The following is a 17651-nucleotide window of genomic DNA, read 5'->3' on the forward strand; positions in this document are numbered from 1 at the left end:
CACCAGTACGGCGTCCTGCCTCGCCCTGCCCTGAACACGCCTGCCCGGAAACGCCCTGAAACCGGCCCGCACGCCCGCCAAGGGGACCTCATGGCACCAGAACCACCGCTGCTCAGCATGTCCGGCATCACCAAGTCGTTCCCCGGAGTCCGGGCCCTCGACGGCGTCGACCTCGACGTCCAGGCCGGTGAAGTGCACTGCCTGCTCGGCCAGAACGGGGCCGGGAAGTCCACCCTCATCAAGGTGCTGGCCGGTGCCCACCAGCCCGACACCGGCACCATCCGCTGGCGCGGCGAGGAGGTCACCCTCCGCTCGCCGATCGCCGCGATGCGCCTCGGTATCGCCACCATCTACCAGGAACTCGACCTGGTGGAGCATCTGTCGGTGGCCGAGAACGTCCACCTCGGCCATGAACCCACGGCCGCCGGTTTCGTCGTACGCGGAAAGACCGCCAAGGCTTCAACTGCCGCACTGCTCAAGCGACTTGGCCATGGTGAGATCGACCCCGGCAGGCTCGTGGGCGAGCTGTCGGCGGCCCAGCAGCAGATCGTGTCGATGGCCAGGGCGCTTTCCCACGACGTACGGCTCATCGTGATGGACGAGCCGTCCGCCGCCCTCGACCCGGACGAGGTCGACAACCTCTTCCGCATCGTCGGCGACCTGACCGCCGAGGGCGTCGCGGTCGTCTACATCTCCCACCGGCTGGAGGAGATCCGGCGCATCGGCGACCGCGTGACCGTGCTGAAGGACGGGCGCGCGGTGGCGGGCGGACTGCCGGCGAAGTCGACGCCGACCCGCGAGGTGGTCGCGCTGATGACCGGGCGCAATGTCGAGTACGTCTTTCCCGAGCGGCCCGCCTCCGGCGCGGACGGCACGCCTGTGCTGGAGGTCCGGGGCCTCGCCCGGGACGGGGAGTTCGCGCCGTTCGACCTGGAGGTGCGGCCGGGCGAGATCGTCGGTCTCGCCGGGCTGGTCGGCTCGGGCCGCTCGGAGATCCTGGAGACGATCTACGGCGCCCGCAAGCCCACGTCCGGTCAAGTCCGCGTCGACGGCAAGGTGTTGCGGCCCGGCAGTGTGCGGGCCGCCGTGCGCGCCGGGCTCGGGCTCGCCCCCGAGGAACGCAAGGCCCAGGCTTTGCTGATGCTGGAGTCCGTCACCCGGAACGTCTCGGTCTCCTCCATGTCCCGCTTCTCACGCGCGGGCTGGATCGACCGGCGTGCCGAATCGGGCGCGGCACGGGCGGCCACGCGTGAACTGTCGCTGCGCCCCGACAACCCCGCCGTGCCGGTCCGCACCCTCTCCGGCGGCAACCAGCAGAAGGCCGTCCTGGCGCGCTGGCTGCTGCGCGGCTGCCGCGTCCTGCTCCTCGACGAACCGACCCGCGGCGTCGACGTCGGCGCCCGCGCCGAGCTGTACGCGGTGATCCGCCGCCTCGCCGACGAAGGCCTCGCCGTCCTCCTGGTCTCCAGCGAAGTGCCCGAAGTGCTCGGCCTCGCCGACCGCGTCCTGGTGCTCCGCGAGGGCCGCGTCGTCCACACGGCGCCCGCCCGCGAGCTCGACGAACACCGCGTACTCGACCTGGTCATGGAAGGAAGCCCGGCGTCATGACGCAGCATGCCTCCCCGCCACGGGACAACACCGACAAGGTGCCCTCGGTCGCCCAACCGTCCAGCTGGCGTGGGCTGTTGGCCCGCGCCGACGTCCGCACCCTGTCCCTCCTGGGTGTCCTCGCCGCGCTGGTCCTCATCGGCGGGATCACCAAGCCCGACGAGTTCCTCGACACCCGCAACCTCCAACTCGTCCTCACCCAGGCCTCGGTGATCGGCGTCGTCACCGTCGGCATGACCTTCGTCATCACCTCGGGCGGCATCGACCTCTCGGTCGGCGCGATCGTCGCCCTGTCCTCCGTGTGGGCGACGACGGTGGCCACCCAGGAGTACGGCTTCGCGGGCATCCTCTTCACCGCGGTCCTCGTCGGCCTCGGATGCGGCCTGGTCAACGGCCTGCTCGTCGCGTACGGCGGAATGGTCCCGTTCATCGCCACGCTCGCCATGCTGGCCTCGGCCCGCGGGCTGGCGCTGCAGATCACCGACGGCAAGACGCAGATCGTCACCGTCACCGGCATCCTCGACCTGGGCGAGCGCGACTCCTATGTGCTCGGCGTCCCCCCGCTCGTCATCGTCTTCGCGATCGTGACGATCATCGGCTGGCTGATCCTCAACCGCACCACCTTCGGCCGGCGCACGGTCGCCGTCGGCGGCAACGCGGAGGCCGCCCGGCTCGCCGGCATCGACGTACGGCGCCAGCGCCTCTACCTGTACCTGCTGTCCGGGCTGTGCTGCGGCATCGCCGCCTTCCTGCTGATCATCCTGTCCGGCTCGGGCCAGAACACCAACGGAAATCTGTACGAGCTGGACGCGATCGCCGCCGCGATCATCGGCGGCACGCTGCTGAGCGGAGGACGGGGCACCATCACCGGCTCCGTGCTCGGCGTCCTGATCTTCACCACGATCACCAACATCTTCGCCCTGAACAACCTGCAGAGCGACGTCCAGCAGATCGCCAAGGGCGCGATCATCGTCGCCGCCGTGCTGGTCCAGCGCCGTACCGCGAGCACGACCTGAGGAAAGGGTTCACTGACATGTCTCAACTCACCAGTCGCAGAGGGCTGTTGTTCGGGGCCGCGGCCGTGTCCACGGGTGCCCTCCTCGTAGGTTGCACGAGTAACGAGTCCAAGGACGAGAGCCCGGCCGCGGCCGACCGGCCGGCCGCCGACGACAAACCCGGCAAGCACGTCACCATCGGCTTCGCCGGACCGCAGGCCGACCACGGCTGGCTCAACGCCATCAACGACAACGCCAAGAGCCGCGCCAAGAAGTACTCCGACGTCACCCTGGAGATCACCGAGGGTTCGAACGACACGGCCGCGCAGATCGGCCAGATCGAGACCCTCATCAACAAGAAGGTCGACGTCCTGGTCGTCCTGCCCGCCGACGGCAAGGCCCTCACCCAGGTCGGCCTCAAGGCGATGCGCGCGGGCATCCCGGTCGTCAACCTCGACCGGATATTCAACTCCCCGCAGGCGTACCGCTGTTGGATTGGCGGCGACAACTACGGAATGGGCCTCAACGCCGGCACCTACATCGGCGAGAAGCTCAAGGGGAAGTCGAACGCCAAGGTCGTCGAACTGGCCGGCCTGGACAACCTGGAGCTGACCAAGCAGCGCACCCAGGGCTTCGACGACGCCCTGAAGAACTACCCCAACATCAAGAAGGTGGCCCGCCAGGCCGCCGAGTTCACGGTCGAGTCCGGCCAGGCCAAGATGGCCCAGCTCCTGCAGGCCCAGCCCAAGTTCGACGCCCTGTGGAACCACGACGACGACCAGGGCGTGGGCGCGCTGCGCGCCATCGAGCAGGCCGGACGCGAGGACTTCCTGATGGTCGGGGGCGCGGGCGCGCTCTCCGCCTTCCAGGCCATCAAGCAGGACAACGGCGTGCTGAAGGCGACCGTCCTGTACCCGCCGACGATGGCCGCCTCCGCGATCGACCTGGCCCGCGCGCTCGGTCAGGGCAAGGGCATAAGCGGTCTCGCCGAGTTCGAGATACCGGCCTCGCTGACGCTCTACTCGGCCGTCGTCGACAAGGACAACGTCGACCAGTACATGCCCACCGGCTTCCGCTAGGCCGCACCCCGCCCCGCACCCCCCACGGCGCATTCACCACGAGGACGAGGAGGACATCCGTATGGGACAGCCCCAGCAGCCGGACGGACCGGAGGTCGCGAAGCCGCCGCTGCGCGTAGGCATGGTCGGTTACGCGTTCATGGGCGCCGCCCACTCCCAGGGCTGGCGCACCGCGGGCCGCGTCTTCGACCTGCCGCTCCGCCCGGTCCTGGCCGCGATCTGCGGACGCGACGCGCAGGCTGTGCGCGCGGCGGCCGACCGGCACGGCTGGGCCTCGGCCGAGACCGACTGGCGGGCCCTGATCGCCCGGGACGACATCGACCTCGTGGACATCTGCACCCCCGGCGACAGCCACGCCGAGATCGCCCTGGCCGCCCTCGCCGCCGGCAAGCACGTGCTGTGCGAGAAGCCCCTCGCCAACACGGTGGAGGAGGCCTCGGCGATGACCTCCGCGGCCGAAGTGGCATACGAACGCGGGCAGTTGGCGATGGTCGGCTTCAACTACCGCCGGGTGCCCGCCACCGCGCTCGCCCGGAACATGGTCGCCGAGGGCCGGCTCGGCACCCTGCGGCACCTCCGGGTGACGTACCTCCAGGACTGGCTCGTGGACCCGCAGTTCCCGCTCACCTGGCGGCTGCGCAAGGACCAGGCCGGCTCGGGTGCGCTCGGCGACCTGGGTGCGCACATCGTCGACCTCGCGCAGTACCTGGCGGGGGAGCGGCTGGCCGGGGTCTCCGCCCTGACGGAGACCTTCGTACGGGAGCGGCCGCTGCCCCTCGGCGCCACCAGCGGCCTGTCCTCGGTCGCCTCCGCCGGCACGGGACAGGTCACCGTCGACGACGCCGCCCTGTTCACCGGCCGCTTCACCTCCGGCGCCCTCGCCTCCTTCGAGGCGACTCGCTATGCCACCGGCCGCAAGAACGCCCTGCGCATCGAACTCAACGGCGAGCGCGGCTCGTTGGCCTTCGACCTGGAGCGCCTCAACGAGCTGTCGTACCACGACGCCACGGAACCCGGCGTGCACGCCGGCTTCCGCCGCATCCTCGTCACCGAACCCGACCATCCCTACCTGGACGCCTGGTGGCCGCCGGGTCACGGACTCGGCTATGAGCACACCTTCGTCCACCAGGCCCGCGACCTCGTCCACGCGATCGCCGAGGGCCGCCGACCCGAACCTTCCTTCGCCGACGGGCTGCAGGTGCAGCGCGTACTGGCGGCCGTGGAGGAGAGCGCCGAGAAGAACTCCGTCTACACGCCCATAGCGGTCTGAGGAGGCCCCGCGCATGCCGCGACAGTTCACGCTCTTCACCGGACAATGGGCCGACCTCCCACTCGAGGAGGTCTGCCGCCTCGCCCGCGACTTCGGCTACGACGGCCTCGAACTCGCCTGCTGGGGCGACCACTTCGAGGTCGACAAGGCACTCGCGGACTCGACCTACATCGAGTCCAGGAAGCAGCTGCTCGACAAGTACGGCCTCAAATGCTGGGCCGTCTCCAACCATCTGGTGGGCCAGGCCGTCTGCGACGCCATCATCGACGAACGGCACCGGGCCATCCTGCCGGCCGAGGTGTGGGGCGACGGCGACCCGGAAGGTGTACGGCGGCGCGCGGCCGAGCGTATGAAGGACACCGCGCGCGCCGCGGCCGCCTTCGGCGTCGACACCGTCATCGGCTTCACCGGCTCCGCCATCTGGCACCTGGTCGCCATGTTCCCGCCCGCCCCGGAGTCGATGATCGAGCGCGGCTACGAGGACTTCGCCGAGCGCTGGAACCCGGTCCTCGACGTCTTCGACGAGGAGGGCGTGCGGTTCGCGCACGAGGTCCACCCGAGCGAGATCGCCTACGACTACTGGACGACCCGGCGCGCCCTGGAGGCCGTCGGCGGACGCCCGGCCTTCGGTCTGAACTTCGACCCCTCGCACTTCGTGTGGCAGGACCTCGACCCGGTCGGCTTCCTGTGGGACTTCCGTGACCGGATCTACCACGTCGACTGCAAGGAGGCCCGCAAACGCCTCGACGGCCGCAACGGCCGCCTCGGCTCCCATCTGCCCTGGGGCGACCCGCGCCGCGGCTGGGACTTCGTGTCGGCCGGCCACGGCGACGTCCCCTGGGAGGACGTCTTCCGGATGCTGCGCTCCATCGACTACCAGGGGCCCATCTCCGTGGAGTGGGAGGACGCCGGCATGGACCGGCTCCAGGGCGCACCAGAAGCCCTCACCCGTCTGAAGGCCTACGACTTCCAACCACCGTCGGCCTCCTTCGACGCGGCGTTCGGCGGCAACGAGTAGACCAACTCCGTTCTTTCTTCCGTGAGTTCCGGGATGACGGCGCATCCCGGCGCACCGCACCCGCCCGTACAACCGGCCCCTCACTGGAGGCATTCGTGCACGGGAACGACCGCACCACCAGCACCGACAGAATCGAGACCCACAGACGACGCCCGTTCTTCCGCAAGGCAGTTGCGCTGTTCAGCGGCGCACTGCTGGCGGGCGCCACCCTCACGCTCACCGCTCCCCAGGCCGGCGCAGCCGTCGCCGACCCGGGAGCGGCCCCCGCGGCGGCGGAGGACTTCCAGCAGGTCACCCTCGCCAAGGGCGAGGCGGAGGTCGGCGAGCCGATGTCCCTCGCCGTCCTCCCGGACCGCTCGGTCCTGCACACCTCGCGCGACGGCGAACTCCGGCTCACGGACGCGGCCGGAAACACACGGCTCATCGGCAAGCTGAACGTCTACTCCCACGACGAGGAAGGCCTCCAAGGCGTCGGCGTGGACCCGGATTTCGCGACCAACAGGGCCATCTACCTCTACTACGCACCGCCCCTGAACACCCCCGCGGGTGACGCCCCGGAGACCGGAACCGCGGCCGACTTCGCGCCCTTCGACGGCGTCAACCGGCTCTCCCGCTTCGTCCTGAAGGCCGACGGCACCCTCGACACGGCCAGCGAGAAGAAGGTCATCGACATCCCGGCCTCCCGCGGCCTGTGCTGCCATGTCGGCGGCGACATCGACTTCGACGCGGCCGGCAACCTGTACCTGTCGACGGGCGACGACACCAACCCGTTCCAGTCCGACGGCTACACCCCGATCGACGAGCGCGCCGACCGCAACCCGGCCTTCGACGCCCAGCGTTCGGCCGGCAACACCAACGACCTGCGCGGCAAGATCCTGCGCATCAAGGTGAACGCCGACGGCTCGTACACCGTCCCCGACGGCAACCTCTTCGCGCCCGGCACGGACAGGACGCGGCCCGAGATCTACGCCATGGGCTTCCGCAACCCGTTCCGCTTCAGCGTCGACAAGAAGACCGGCATCCTCTACGTCGGCGACTACGGCCCCGACGCGGGCGCCGCCGACCCGGCCCGCGGCCCCGCCGGCCAGGTCGAGTTCGCCCGGGTGACCGGCCCCGGCAACTTCGGCTGGCCGTACTGCACCGGCGCCAACGACGCCTACGTCGACTACGACTTCGCGACCAAGACCTCCGGCGCCTCCTTCGACTGCAACGCACCGAAGAACAACTCCCCGCACAACACCGGACTCACGGACCTGCCCCCGGCCCAGCCCGCCTGGATCCCGTACAACGGCCCGTCCGTACCGGAGTTCGGCGACGGCTCCGAGTCCCCGATGGGCGGCCCGGTCTACCACTACGACGCCTCGCTCGACTCGCCCGTGAAGTTCCCCGAGGCGTACGACGGGAACTTCTTCGCCGGGGAGTTCGGCCGCCGCTGGATCAAGCGGATCGTGAGCGACGGCAGCGGAACCGTCCAGTCGATCAACGCCTTCCCGTGGACCGGCACCCAGGTGATGGACATGGCCTTCGGCCCGGACGGCGCCCTGTACGTCCTCGACTACGGCACCGCCTGGTTCGGCGGCGACGACCACTCCGCCCTGTACCGCATCGAGAACGCCACCGACGGCCACTCACCGGTTCCGCAGGCGGCGGCGAGCAGGACCTCCGGGCAGGCACCGCTGAAGGTGCAGTTCTCCTCCGCGGGCACCTCCGACCAGGACGGTGACGCCCTCACGTACAGCTGGGACTTCGGCGACGGCGGCAGGTCGACGGCGGCGAACCCCACGTACAAGTACAAGAAGAACGGCACCTACACCGCGACCCTGACCGCGAAGGACCCGACCGGCCGCACCGGAAGTGCGAGCGTGCAGATCGTCGTGGGCAACACCGCGCCCAGGGTGACGCTCGAACTTCCCCAGGACGGGCAGCTGTTCAGCTTCGGTGACGCGATCCCGTTCAAGGTGAGGGTCACCGACCCGGAGGACGGGACAGCCGTCGACTGCTCGAAGGTCAAGGTCAACTTCATCCTGGGCCACGACACCCACGGCCACCCGCAGACCTCCGCGAGCGGCTGCACCGGCACCATCCAGACCAGCGCGGACGGCGGACACGACGAGGACGCCAACATCTTCGGGGTCCTCGACGCCGAGTACACCGACGGCGGAGGCGGTGGCCAGGCCCCGCTCACCTCGCACGACCAGAGCGTCCTGCAGCCCAGGCACCGCCAGGCCGAGCACTTCAACAACGCCTCCGGCGTCTCCGTCATCACCAAGGACACCGCGCACGGCGGCAAGACGGTCGGCGACATCGACAACGGCGACTGGATCGCCTTCACGCCGTATGTGCTGAGCAACGCCAAGAAGATCACGGCGCGGATCGCGTCAGGAGGCGCCGGCGGGACGCTGGAGGTCCGCGCGGGTTCCGCGACCGGAACGCTGCTCGGCAAGGCGACCGTACCGGTGACCGGCGGCTGGGAGACCTTCCAGGACGTCAGCGCCGACCTGTCCCGCGCCCCCAGGGGCACCACCAAGCTCTACCTGGTCTTCAAGGGCGGAACGGGCGCGCTGTTCGACGTGGACGACTTCACCTTCACGACCGGCTGAGAGGAGGGAACGTGATGCGCTCAACAGGCCGACTGACAACCGCCGTTGTAGGTGCCGCACTGCTCCTCGGCTGTGTTTCGGGGCCCGCCGCCTCGCACTCCGGGAAGGACGGGAAGCGGGTGCTGGTCTTCTCCAGGACGGCCGGCTTCCGGCACGACTCGATCCCGACAGGTGTGGAGGCGGTGAAACAGCTCGGCGCCGACGCCGGCTTCACGGTGGACGCGACCGAGGACGCGACGGCGTTCACCGCGAAGAACCTGCGGCGCTACGACGCGGTCGTGTTCCTGTCGACGACCGGAGACGTCCTCGGCGACGCCCAGCAGAGCGCCTTCGAGGACTACATCCGGCACGGCGGCGGCTATGTAGGCATCCACGCCGCCGCCGACACCGAGTACGACTGGGCGTTCTACGGCGGCCTGGTCGGCGCCTACTTCCAGGGGCACCCTGCGATCCAGCCCGCGGCGGTGAACGTCGAGGACCGCGCCCACCCGGCGACCTCGGGCCTTGAACGGACCTGGAACCGTACGGACGAGTGGTACAACTACCGCTCCAACCCCCGGGACCGGGTCCATGTCCTGGCCTCGCTCGACGAGTCCTCCTACACCGGCGGCACCATGAACGGCGACCATCCGATCGCCTGGTGCCAGAACTACCAGGGCGGCCGCGCCTTCTACACGGGCGGCGGCCACACCAAGGAGTCGTACACCGAACCCGCCTTCCGGCAGCACCTGCTGGGCGGGCTGCGCTGGGCGACCGGTGACGCCCAGGCCGACTGCCGCGCGGAGAACGGCTACCGGCCGCTCTTCGACGGCACGGCCGCCTCGCTGAACGCCTGGAAACAGGCAGGCCCCGGCTCCTTCACCCGGGCCGACGACGGCACGCTGACATCGTCGGGCGGCATGGGCCTGCTCTGGTACGCCACCTCGGGCTTCTCCTCGTACTCACTGAAGCTCGACTGGAAGATGGCCGGCGCGGACGGTGACGACAACTCCGGTGTGTTCGTGGGCTTCCCGCCCTCGGACGACCCGTGGTCGGCCGTGGACAACGGCTACGAGATCCAGATCGACGCCACCGACGTCCCGGAGAAGACGACCGGGTCCGTCTACGGCTTCCGGTCCGCCGACCTGAAGAAGCGCGACCGTGCGCTGAACCCGCCGGGGGAGTGGAACACGTACGAGATCCGCGTGGAGGGCGAACGCCTGCGCGTCTGGCTCAACGGCGTGAAGATCAACGATTTCACCAACACCGATCCGGCCCGGAGCCTCGTCGACGGACACCTCGGCATCCAGAACCACGGAGCCGAGGACCAGGTGTCCTTCCGCGACATCCGGATCAAGGAACTGCCCGCCAAGGGCGACTGAGCGGCGGCGGGCGGGGGACGCCGGACCTCCGCCCGCCGTCTTCCCCCCTCTCTTCCCGGGGCTCACTCACGACGCGTTCGACCAGGAGGCTGCCCATGTCCGCGTCCGAATCCGTTCCCGTCTCCCCAGAGCGCGTCGGTGTATGGCTGATCGGGGCGCGCGGATCCGTCGCCACGACGGTGGTCGCGGGCTGCGCCGCCCTGACCGCGGGCCTGCACCCGCCGACCGGCATGGTCATCGAGACCGCCGCGTTCGCGGGCAGCGGGCTGCCGCCCCTCTCCTCCCTCGTCTTCGGCGGCCACGACACGCTCGACTGCGCCCTGCCCAAGCGCGCGGAAGCACTGGCGGCCGGAGGCGTCCTCCCACCGGGCCTTCCCACGGCGGTCGCGGCCGAACTGGCCGCCGCCGACCGGGAGATCAGACCCGGCGGCCCGCTCCCCGGCGACACCCGCACCGAGGGCGAACTGATCACCGCCTTCACCGAGGACATCACCGACTTCGTACGGCGGCACGGGCTGGCGCGTGCCGTGGTGGTGAACCTGGCCTCCACCGAGCCTCACGCCACCGGCCGGTCCCTTCCGCCCAGCTCCCTCTACGCGGCGGCCGCCCTGCGCGCGGGCTGCCCGTACGTCAACTTCACCCCGTCGACCGGCCTGCACCACCCGGCGCTGGCCACCGCGGCGGCCTCCAGCGGCCTGCCGTACGCCGGCCGCGACGGCAAGACGGGCCAGACCCTGCTGCGCTCCGTCCTCGGCCCGATGTTCACGCAGCGCGCCCTGGCGGTCCGCGCCTGGTCCGGCACCAACCTGCTCGGCGGGGGCGACGGCGCCGCCCTCGCCGACCCGGCCGCCGCCGCGGCGAAGAACGCCGGCAAGGAGCGCGTCCTCGCCGACACCCTCGGCACGACCCCCGAGGGCGAGGTCCACATCGACGACGTCCCCGCCCTCGGCGACTGGAAGACCGCCTGGGACCACATCGCCTTCGACGGCTTCCTCGGCACCCGCATGATCCTCCAGACCACCTGGCAGGGCTGCGACTCGGCCCTGGCGGCCCCGCTGGTACTGGACCTGGCCCGCCTGGTCGCCCGGGCCCAGGAGGCGGGTCTGTCCGGCCCGCTCGGTGAGCTCGGCTTCTATTTCAAGGACCCGGTGGGGGACGGGCCTTCGTCGTTGGCGGAGCAGTACGCGGCACTGACGGGGTTTGCGGGGCGGTTGGCGGGCGGCAGGGAGGGCGAAGCCGCAGGTGGCCGGGGCGGGCAGGGCACGGGTGGGCGGAAGACCGCCGTACGGCGGCGGAGTGCCCCAGCAGCGGGCCGTTCCGGTCCTGCTGGTCCTTCCGGGCGACGCGGGGAGCCGCGGTGAGCGGGGGCGCCGTGATGACGCGGCGGGCCTCCCAGGCGGGCGACGGGGCCACCGAAGGGGGAAGGGCAGCGCGCCCGGAGCGGACCGACGCGGACCACCCGAACCGCAGGCAGGCCTGGGCCGAACTACTGCGCCTCCCGGCGCTGTTCACCGTTCCGGGTGATGCCCTCGCCGGCGCGGCAGCGACCGCCGCCGCCCCGAACCCCCGCACCCTGCTCGCCATCGGTTCCTCCCTCTGCCTCTACGAGGCCGGCATGGCCCTCAACGACTGGGCCGACCGCGACGAGGATGCCGCCGAACGCCCGCACCGCCCCCTCCCCTCCGGCCGCATCCACCCGGCCGCCGCCCTGACCGCGGCCTGCGCCTTCACCGGGGCCGGGCTCGCCCTCGCCACCCGCGCAGGCCGCCCCGCCCTCGCGGTCGCCGCGCCCCTCGCCGCCACGGTCTGGGCATACGACCTCGCCCTGAAGCACACCTCGGCCGGACCGGTCGCCATGGCCGCGGCCCGCGGACTGGACCTGCTCCTCGGCGCCGCCGCCACCACGGGCCGCACCCGCGACGCGCTGGGCCCCGCGGCGCTGCTCGGCACACACACCCTCGCCGTGACGGCCGTCTCCCGCCAGGAGACGAGAGGCGGCTCACCGCTGGCCCCGTTGTCCGCCCTCGCCGCCACCGGCCTGCTGTCCTGGCTGGTCGGTCGCCGACCTTCCCGACCCTCGGCAGGCCGACGGGAGACAGCAGGCCGGGATCTGGTGGCGGGGCGTCAGTGGGACCGGGCACGCTCGGAGCGACCCGTAGCCACTTGGCGTCAGACCGTGGGTGTCGTCACCGGGGCCCTCGAAGCCCCCCGGGGTCTGCCCGGCGACCCAGCCGCGCGCCGCGCCCACGGCCTCGCATCAGGTGCGGACTCGCGGATCCGACCGACGTGTGGCCCTGCCCCGGAGAAGACCTCCGCAGCTCTCCGCCTTGCCCTTGCCGCCGCCTACGCAGCCACCGCTGTCCGCCCCTACCTCCACGCCGCTCTCAACCCGTCACCCCCACTCACCCAACGAGCCGTCACCGGCGGCATCCGCGCCACGATCCCCCTCCAGGCCGCGCTCACCGCACGCTCCGGGGCGGGAGCGGGAGCCGGCGTCAATGCTCTGCTCGTCGCTGCTCTCGCCCCGCTCGGCAGGAGGTTCGGGAGGAAGGTGAGCGTCACATGAGCCCCGGGCTCCGGCGTCCGGGTGCCGGCGAGACGACCGGCCGGCCCCGACGGCCCCACCCCACCCCCTCCCTCCGCTTCGGCTACGGCACCAACGGGCTCGCCGACCTCCGTCTCGACGACGCCCTCGGCCTGCTCGCCGACCTCGGCTACGACGGCGTCGGGCTGACCCTCGACCACATGCACCTCGACCCGTTGGCGCCCGACCTCGCCGCCCGCACCCACCGGCTCGCCGGGCGGCTGGACGCACTCGGGCTGCACGTCACCGTGGAGACGGGTGCCCGCTATGTGCTCGACCCCCGGCGCAAGCACGGCCCTTCGCTGCTGGACCCGGATCCGGACGACCGGGCCCGCCGCGTCGACCTGCTGATCCGCGCGGTCCAGGTCGCCGCCGATCTCGGCGCCCACGCCGTGCACTGCTTCAGCGGACTCACACCGGTGGGCACGGACCCCGACACGGCGTGGAAACGCCTGGCCGAGGCGCTCACCCCCGTCCTTGACGCCGCCACCACCGCCGGCGTGCCCCTCGCCGTCGAGCCCGAACCCGGCCACCTCCTGGCCACCCTCGCCGACTTCCACCGGCTGCGCCGCATCCTCGGTGACCCGGAGAACCTCGGTCTGACCCTCGACATCGGTCACTGCCAGTGCCTCGAACCCCTCTCTCCCGCCGACTGCGTACGTGCCGCCGCCCCCTGGCTGCGGCACGTCCAGATCGAGGACATGCGCCGCGGCCTCCACGAACATCTCCCTCTCGGGGACGGGGAGATCGACTTCCCACCCGTTCTCGCGGCCCTGGCCGCCACCGGCTACCAGGGGCTGACCGTCGTCGAACTGCCCCGCCACTCCCACGCGGGCCCTCATTTCGCCGAGCACTCCCTCCCGTTCCTCCGCCGCGCCGCCGAAACGGCCGCAGCCCTGACCGACCTCGCCCCACCGCACGGCGATCCCTCCGCCACCCCCGAAGGGAGCACCACCGCATGACCCACCCGCACACCGCCTGGGACGCCCCCGCGGCGGACTTCAAGGGCACCACCCTCGCCCTCACCTCGCCGGCCGACCTGCACGGACACCTCACGGCCCACCTCGGCGGAGCCGCCCGTGCCTGGCTGGACCAGGCCCTGGAGGAGGCCGCCGCCCAGCCAGGCATCCACGGGCCCATCGCCGTATGGGAGTTGCGCCTTGCCGAAGCCGGGCGACGATGCGGTCCCGAGCACGCCGACGCCGTCCGCGTGCTGATCCTGCACGCCGCCCGCGCCGGCACGGACGCCCTCAGCCGCGTCTACTTCCAGGGCACCGCCGCCGAACGCCGCGCCGTCCTGTACGCCCTGCCCCACCTCGTGACCGGCCCGGACGCCCTCCCGCTCGTCGAGGACGCCCTGCGCACCAACGACACCAGCCTCCTCGCCGCCGCCCTCGGGCCCTACGCAGCCCGGCACCTCGCCCCCCACCTCTGGCGCCATGCCGTCCTGAAGTGCCTGTTCACGGGGGTGCCCGTCGACGAGGTCACCGACCTGGACCGGCGTGCCCACGCCGACTCGGAACTCGCCCGCATGCTCGGCGACTACGCCGCCGAACGCAGCGCCGCGGGCCGTCCCGTGCCGGAAGACCTCCACCGCGTCCTGGCCCTGACCGACCCCACGGCCACCCCACCCGCGCCGTCCGCCCCGCAAGGCGGCCGCGGCAGCGACGGCAAGGAGTCCTGATGCGCATCTTCGACCCCCACATCCACATGACGTCACGGACCACCGACGACTACCGGGCCATGCACGCCGCCGGCGTCCGCGCCGTCGTCGAACCCGCCTTCTGGCTCGGCCAGCCCCGCACCTCACCCGGCTCCTTCTTCGACTACTTCGACTCCCTCCTGGGCTGGGAACCCTTCCGTGCCGCCCAGTACGGAATCGCCCACCACTGCACGCTCGCCCTCAACCCCAAGGAGGCGAACGACCCGCGCTGCGTGCCCGTCCTCGACGAACTGCCCCGCTATCTCGTCAAGGACCAGGTCGTCGCCGTCGGCGAGATCGGCTACGACTCGATGACCCCCGCCGAGGACACCGCTCTCGCCGCCCAGCTCCAGCTGGCCGCCGACCACGAACTGCCCGCGCTCGTCCACACCCCGCACCGCGACAAGCCGGCCGGTCTGCGCCGCACCCTCGACGTCGTACGGGAGTCCGCACTGGCCCCGGAGCGCGTCCTGGTCGACCACCTCAACGAGACCACCGTCAAGGAGGCCAAGGACAGCGGCAGTTGGCTCGGCTTCTCCGTCTATCCCGACACCAAGATGGACGAGGAGCGGATGGTCGCGATCCTGCGGGCGTACGGGACCGAGCAGGTGCTCGTGAACTCCGCCGCCGACTGGGGGCGCAGCGATCCCCTCAAGACCCGCAGAGTCGGCGACCTGATGCTGGCCGAGGGTTTCACCGAGGACGAGGTCGACCAGGTGCTGTGGCGCAACCCCGTCGCCTTCTATGGACTCAGTGGCCGCCTGAACCTGGACATCACGCCCACGGGAGCCACCCACGAAGGCAACTCGATCCTGCGCGGCGGGGCGTGAGCCATGCGCTTCCGCCATCCGGACGGCTCCGCCGTCCACCTCGCCTACTGCACCAATGTCCACCCGGCCGAAACCCTCGACGGTGTCCTCGCCCAGCTCCGCGAGCACTGCGAACCCGTCCGCCGCCGCCTCGGCCGCGACCGTCTCGGCATCGGCCTGTGGCTCGCCAAGGACGCCGCTCATGCCCTGGTCTCGGATCCGTCCGCGCTGCGCGGCCTGCGCACCGAGCTCGACCGGCGCGGCCTCGAAGTCGTCACCCTCAACGGCTTCCCCTATGAGGGCTTCGGCGCCGAGGAGGTCAAGTACCGCGTGTACCGGCCCGACTGGGCCGATCCGGAACGCCTCGACCACACCACCGCCCTGGCCCGCGTCCTCGTCGGACTCCTCCCCGACGACATCACCGAGGGCACCGTCTCGACGCTGCCGCTCGCCTGGCGCACCGCCTATGACGACGCCCGTGCAGCGAAGGCTCAAGCTGCCCTGCTCACGCTCGGCGAACGCCTCGACGCCCTCGCTGAGCTGACCGGCCGTTCCATCCGCGTCGGCCTCGAACCCGAACCCGGCTGCGTCGTCGAAACCACCGGTGACGCCCTCGCCCCGCTCACCGCGATCGCCCACCACCGCATCGGCATCTGCGTCGACACCTGCCATCTCGCCACCTCCTTCGAAGACCCGCACACCGCCCTGGACGCGCTCACCACGGCCCGCGTCCCCATCGTCAAGTCCCAGCTCTCAGCCGCCCTGCATGCCGAGCACCCCCATCTCCCCGAGGTCCGCAGAGCCCTCGCCGCCTTCGACGAACCCCGTTTCCTGCACCAGACCCGTACGGCCACCGCCTCCGGCCTGCGCGGCACCGACGACCTCGGTGAGGCCCTCGTAGCCGGCGCCCTGCCCAACGCGGCACCCTGGCGCGCCCATTTCCACGTCCCGCTGCACGCGGCCCCCGCCGCGCCCCTCACCTCCACGCTCCCCGTGCTCAGGACCGCGCTGACCCGGCTCGTGGGCGGCCCGCACCCGCTCACCCGCCACCTCGAGGTGGAGACCTACACCTGGCAGGCACTGCCGTCCGACCTGCGGCCCCGCGGCCGCACCCAGCTCGCCGACGGCATCGCCGCCGAACTCACCCTCGCCCGCGACCTGTTGACCGACCTCGGCCTGAAAGAACTCCCATGAGCACCCACCGGGCCGGCCCGGGCCCCACGCCCCTCCTCGTTCTCGACGTCGTCGGCCTCACTCCCCGTCTCCTCGACCACATGCCCCACCTCAAAGCGCTCGCCCAGTCCGGCTCCCGGGCCGCGCTCGGCACCGTCCTGCCCGCCGTCACCTGCGCCGCCCAGTCCACCTTCCTCACCGGCACCCACCCGTCCGAGCACGGCATCGTCGGCAACGGCTGGTACTTCCGCGAACTCGGCGACGTACTCCTGTGGCGGCAGCACAACGGACTCGTCGCCGGAGACAAACTCTGGGACGCCGCCCGCCGCGCGCACCCCGGCTACACGGTCGCCAATATCTGCTGGTGGTACGCCATGGGCGCCGACACCGACATCACCGTCACCCCCCGCCCGGTCTACTACGCCGACGGCCGCAAGGAACCAGACTGCTACACCCGGCCCCCGGCCCTGCACGACGAACTCACCGACAAGTTCGGCACCTTCCCCCTCTTCCACTTCTGGGGCCCCGGCGCGGACCTGGTCTCCAGCCGGTGGATCATCGACGCCACCCGCCACATCCTGCGCACCCGCCACCCCGACCTGACGCTCTGCTACCTCCCTCACCTCGACTACGACCTGCAGCGCTTCGGTCCCGACGACCCGCGCTCCCTGAAAGCGGCCGCAGACCTGGACGCCGCCATGGCCCCGCTCCTGGACGAGGCGCGCGCCGAGGGCCGTACCGTCGTCGCGCTGTCCGAGTACGGCATCACCCGCGCCGACCGCCCCGTCGACATCAACCGGGCCCTGCGCCGCGCCGGCCTGCTCGAAGTGCATACGCAGGACGGCATGGAGTACCTCGACCCGATGGCCTCCCGCGCGTTCGCGGTCGCCGACCATCAGATCGCCCACGTCTATGTGCGCAGGCCCGAGGACCTCGAGGCCACCCGGGCGGCCCTGGCCGACCTGCCGGGCATCGACCAACTCCTCGACGACGAGGGCAAGAAAACCCACCATCTCGACCATCCGCGCTCGGGCGAACTGGTCGCCGTCGCGGAGCCGGACGCCTGGTTCACGTACTACTACTGGCTCGACGACGACCGCGCCCCCGACTTCGCGCAGCTCGTCGAGATCCACCGCAAACCCGGCTACGACCCGGTCGAATTGTTCATGGATCCGCTCGACCCGTACGTCAAGGTCAAGGCAGCCACCGCCCTGGCGCGCAAGAAACTCGGCATGCGCTACCGCATGGCGGTCGTGCCCCTGGATCCCTCACCTATTCGCGGCAGCCACGGCCGCCTTCCTGCGAGCGACGACGACGGTCCGCTCCTCATCTGCTCCACCCCCCGCGCTGTCGGTGACCGCCTCGCGGCCACCGACGTGAAGTCACTCCTGCTCCGACTGGCCGGTCTTTCCTGACTGGTCCCAAGTGAAGCACTCACCACTGACAACGCCC

Annotated in this window: 14 protein-coding genes; all 14 read left to right on the top strand. The window is 71.4% G+C overall.

Features of this window, described 5'->3' with window-relative positions:
- Window positions 1–90: 90 nt before the first annotated feature.
- The 14 genes from ABT254_RS13635 to ABT254_RS13700 all read left to right on the top strand — a co-directional run bounded on the left by ABT254_RS13635 (window position 91) and on the right by ABT254_RS13700 (window position 17614).
- The gene (locus tag ABT254_RS13635; protein WP_351468184.1) at window positions 91–1608 is read left to right on the top strand and encodes a sugar ABC transporter ATP-binding protein; all 1518 of its coding nucleotides are present in this window, start codon (window positions 91–93) and stop codon (window positions 1606–1608) included.
- On the top strand, window positions 1605–2624 hold the full coding sequence (locus tag ABT254_RS13640) for an ABC transporter permease (protein ID WP_351468187.1): 1020 nt from the start codon (window positions 1605–1607) through the stop codon (window positions 2622–2624). The genes ABT254_RS13635 and ABT254_RS13640 overlap by 4 nt, the downstream gene beginning before the upstream one ends.
- A 17-nt stretch (window positions 2625–2641) precedes the next feature.
- Window positions 2642–3682: a substrate-binding domain-containing protein gene (locus ABT254_RS13645; RefSeq protein ID WP_351468189.1), complete on the top strand. Its 1041-nt coding sequence runs from the start codon at window positions 2642–2644 to the stop codon at window positions 3680–3682.
- 61 nt (window positions 3683–3743) lie between these two features.
- Complete coding sequence (locus ABT254_RS13650; protein ID WP_351468192.1) at window positions 3744–4952, top strand: Gfo/Idh/MocA family protein; 1209 nt, start codon at window positions 3744–3746, stop codon at window positions 4950–4952.
- Between the two features lie 13 nt (window positions 4953–4965).
- A complete protein-coding gene (locus tag ABT254_RS13655; protein ID WP_351468195.1) occupies window positions 4966–5970 on the top strand; it encodes a sugar phosphate isomerase/epimerase family protein in 1005 nt (334 codons plus the stop codon).
- Window positions 5971–6065: 95 nt separating this feature from the next.
- On the top strand, window positions 6066–8570 hold the full coding sequence (locus ABT254_RS13660; protein WP_351468198.1) for a PQQ-dependent sugar dehydrogenase: 2505 nt from the start codon (window positions 6066–6068) through the stop codon (window positions 8568–8570).
- A gap of 14 nt (window positions 8571–8584) precedes the next feature.
- Window positions 8585–9931 carry a ThuA domain-containing protein gene (locus tag ABT254_RS13665; RefSeq protein WP_351469105.1) on the top strand — a complete coding sequence of 449 codons (1347 nt, stop codon included), beginning with the start codon at window positions 8585–8587 and terminating at the stop codon, window positions 9929–9931.
- Window positions 9932–10026: 95 nt separating this feature from the next.
- Window positions 10027–11292: an inositol-3-phosphate synthase gene (locus ABT254_RS13670; protein ID WP_351468201.1), complete on the top strand. Its 1266-nt coding sequence runs from the start codon at window positions 10027–10029 to the stop codon at window positions 11290–11292.
- Between the two features lie 14 nt (window positions 11293–11306).
- Complete coding sequence (locus tag ABT254_RS13675) at window positions 11307–12497, top strand: SCO3242 family prenyltransferase (RefSeq protein ID WP_450749603.1); 1191 nt, start codon at window positions 11307–11309, stop codon at window positions 12495–12497.
- Window positions 12494–13477, top strand: coding sequence for a sugar phosphate isomerase/epimerase family protein (locus ABT254_RS13680; RefSeq protein WP_351468206.1), 984 nt, complete (start codon window positions 12494–12496; stop codon window positions 13475–13477). The genes ABT254_RS13675 and ABT254_RS13680 overlap by 4 nt, the downstream gene beginning before the upstream one ends.
- Window positions 13474–14199: an EboA domain-containing protein gene (locus tag ABT254_RS13685; protein WP_351468209.1), complete on the top strand. Its 726-nt coding sequence runs from the start codon at window positions 13474–13476 to the stop codon at window positions 14197–14199. Before ABT254_RS13680 ends, ABT254_RS13685 begins: the two co-directional genes overlap by 4 nt.
- On the top strand, window positions 14199–15047 hold the full coding sequence (locus tag ABT254_RS13690; protein WP_351468212.1) for a TatD family hydrolase: 849 nt from the start codon (window positions 14199–14201) through the stop codon (window positions 15045–15047). The genes ABT254_RS13685 and ABT254_RS13690 overlap by 1 nt, the downstream gene beginning before the upstream one ends.
- A 3-nt stretch (window positions 15048–15050) precedes the next feature.
- The gene (gene eboE, locus ABT254_RS13695; protein WP_351468214.1) at window positions 15051–16220 is read left to right on the top strand and encodes a metabolite traffic protein EboE; all 1170 of its coding nucleotides are present in this window, start codon (window positions 15051–15053) and stop codon (window positions 16218–16220) included.
- Window positions 16217–17614, top strand: a complete 1398-nt coding sequence (locus ABT254_RS13700) for an alkaline phosphatase family protein (RefSeq protein ID WP_351468217.1) — start codon at window positions 16217–16219, stop codon at window positions 17612–17614. The genes eboE and ABT254_RS13700 overlap by 4 nt, the downstream gene beginning before the upstream one ends.
- Window positions 17615–17651: the final 37 nt, after the last annotated feature.

It is taken from the genome of Streptomyces sp. NPDC001137, assembly GCF_040298885.1.
Lineage (GTDB): Bacteria > Actinomycetota > Actinomycetes > Streptomycetales > Streptomycetaceae > Streptomyces.

What these genes read in the sequence shown, in the direction of transcription:
- ABT254_RS13635 (WP_351468184.1), top strand. Translation starts at nt 91, where the DNA reads ATGGCACCAGAACCACCGCTGCTCAGCATGTCCGGCATCACCAAGTCG.
- ABT254_RS13640 (WP_351468187.1), top strand. Translation starts at nt 1,605, where the DNA reads ATGACGCAGCATGCCTCCCCGCCACGGGACAACACCGACAAGGTGCCC.
- ABT254_RS13645 (WP_351468189.1), top strand. Translation starts at nt 2,642, where the DNA reads ATGTCTCAACTCACCAGTCGCAGAGGGCTGTTGTTCGGGGCCGCGGCC.
- ABT254_RS13650 (WP_351468192.1), top strand. Translation starts at nt 3,744, where the DNA reads ATGGGACAGCCCCAGCAGCCGGACGGACCGGAGGTCGCGAAGCCGCCG.
- ABT254_RS13655 (WP_351468195.1), top strand. Translation starts at nt 4,966, where the DNA reads ATGCCGCGACAGTTCACGCTCTTCACCGGACAATGGGCCGACCTCCCA.
- ABT254_RS13665 (WP_351469105.1), top strand. Translation starts at nt 8,585, where the DNA reads ATGCGCTCAACAGGCCGACTGACAACCGCCGTTGTAGGTGCCGCACTG.
- ABT254_RS13670 (WP_351468201.1), top strand. Translation starts at nt 10,027, where the DNA reads ATGTCCGCGTCCGAATCCGTTCCCGTCTCCCCAGAGCGCGTCGGTGTA.
- ABT254_RS13675 (WP_450749603.1), top strand. Translation starts at nt 11,307, where the DNA reads ATGACGCGGCGGGCCTCCCAGGCGGGCGACGGGGCCACCGAAGGGGGA.
- ABT254_RS13680 (WP_351468206.1), top strand. Translation starts at nt 12,494, where the DNA reads ATGAGCCCCGGGCTCCGGCGTCCGGGTGCCGGCGAGACGACCGGCCGG.
- ABT254_RS13685 (WP_351468209.1), top strand. Translation starts at nt 13,474, where the DNA reads ATGACCCACCCGCACACCGCCTGGGACGCCCCCGCGGCGGACTTCAAG.
- ABT254_RS13690 (WP_351468212.1), top strand. Translation starts at nt 14,199, where the DNA reads ATGCGCATCTTCGACCCCCACATCCACATGACGTCACGGACCACCGAC.
- eboE (WP_351468214.1), top strand. Translation starts at nt 15,051, where the DNA reads ATGCGCTTCCGCCATCCGGACGGCTCCGCCGTCCACCTCGCCTACTGC.
- ABT254_RS13700 (WP_351468217.1), top strand. Translation starts at nt 16,217, where the DNA reads ATGAGCACCCACCGGGCCGGCCCGGGCCCCACGCCCCTCCTCGTTCTC.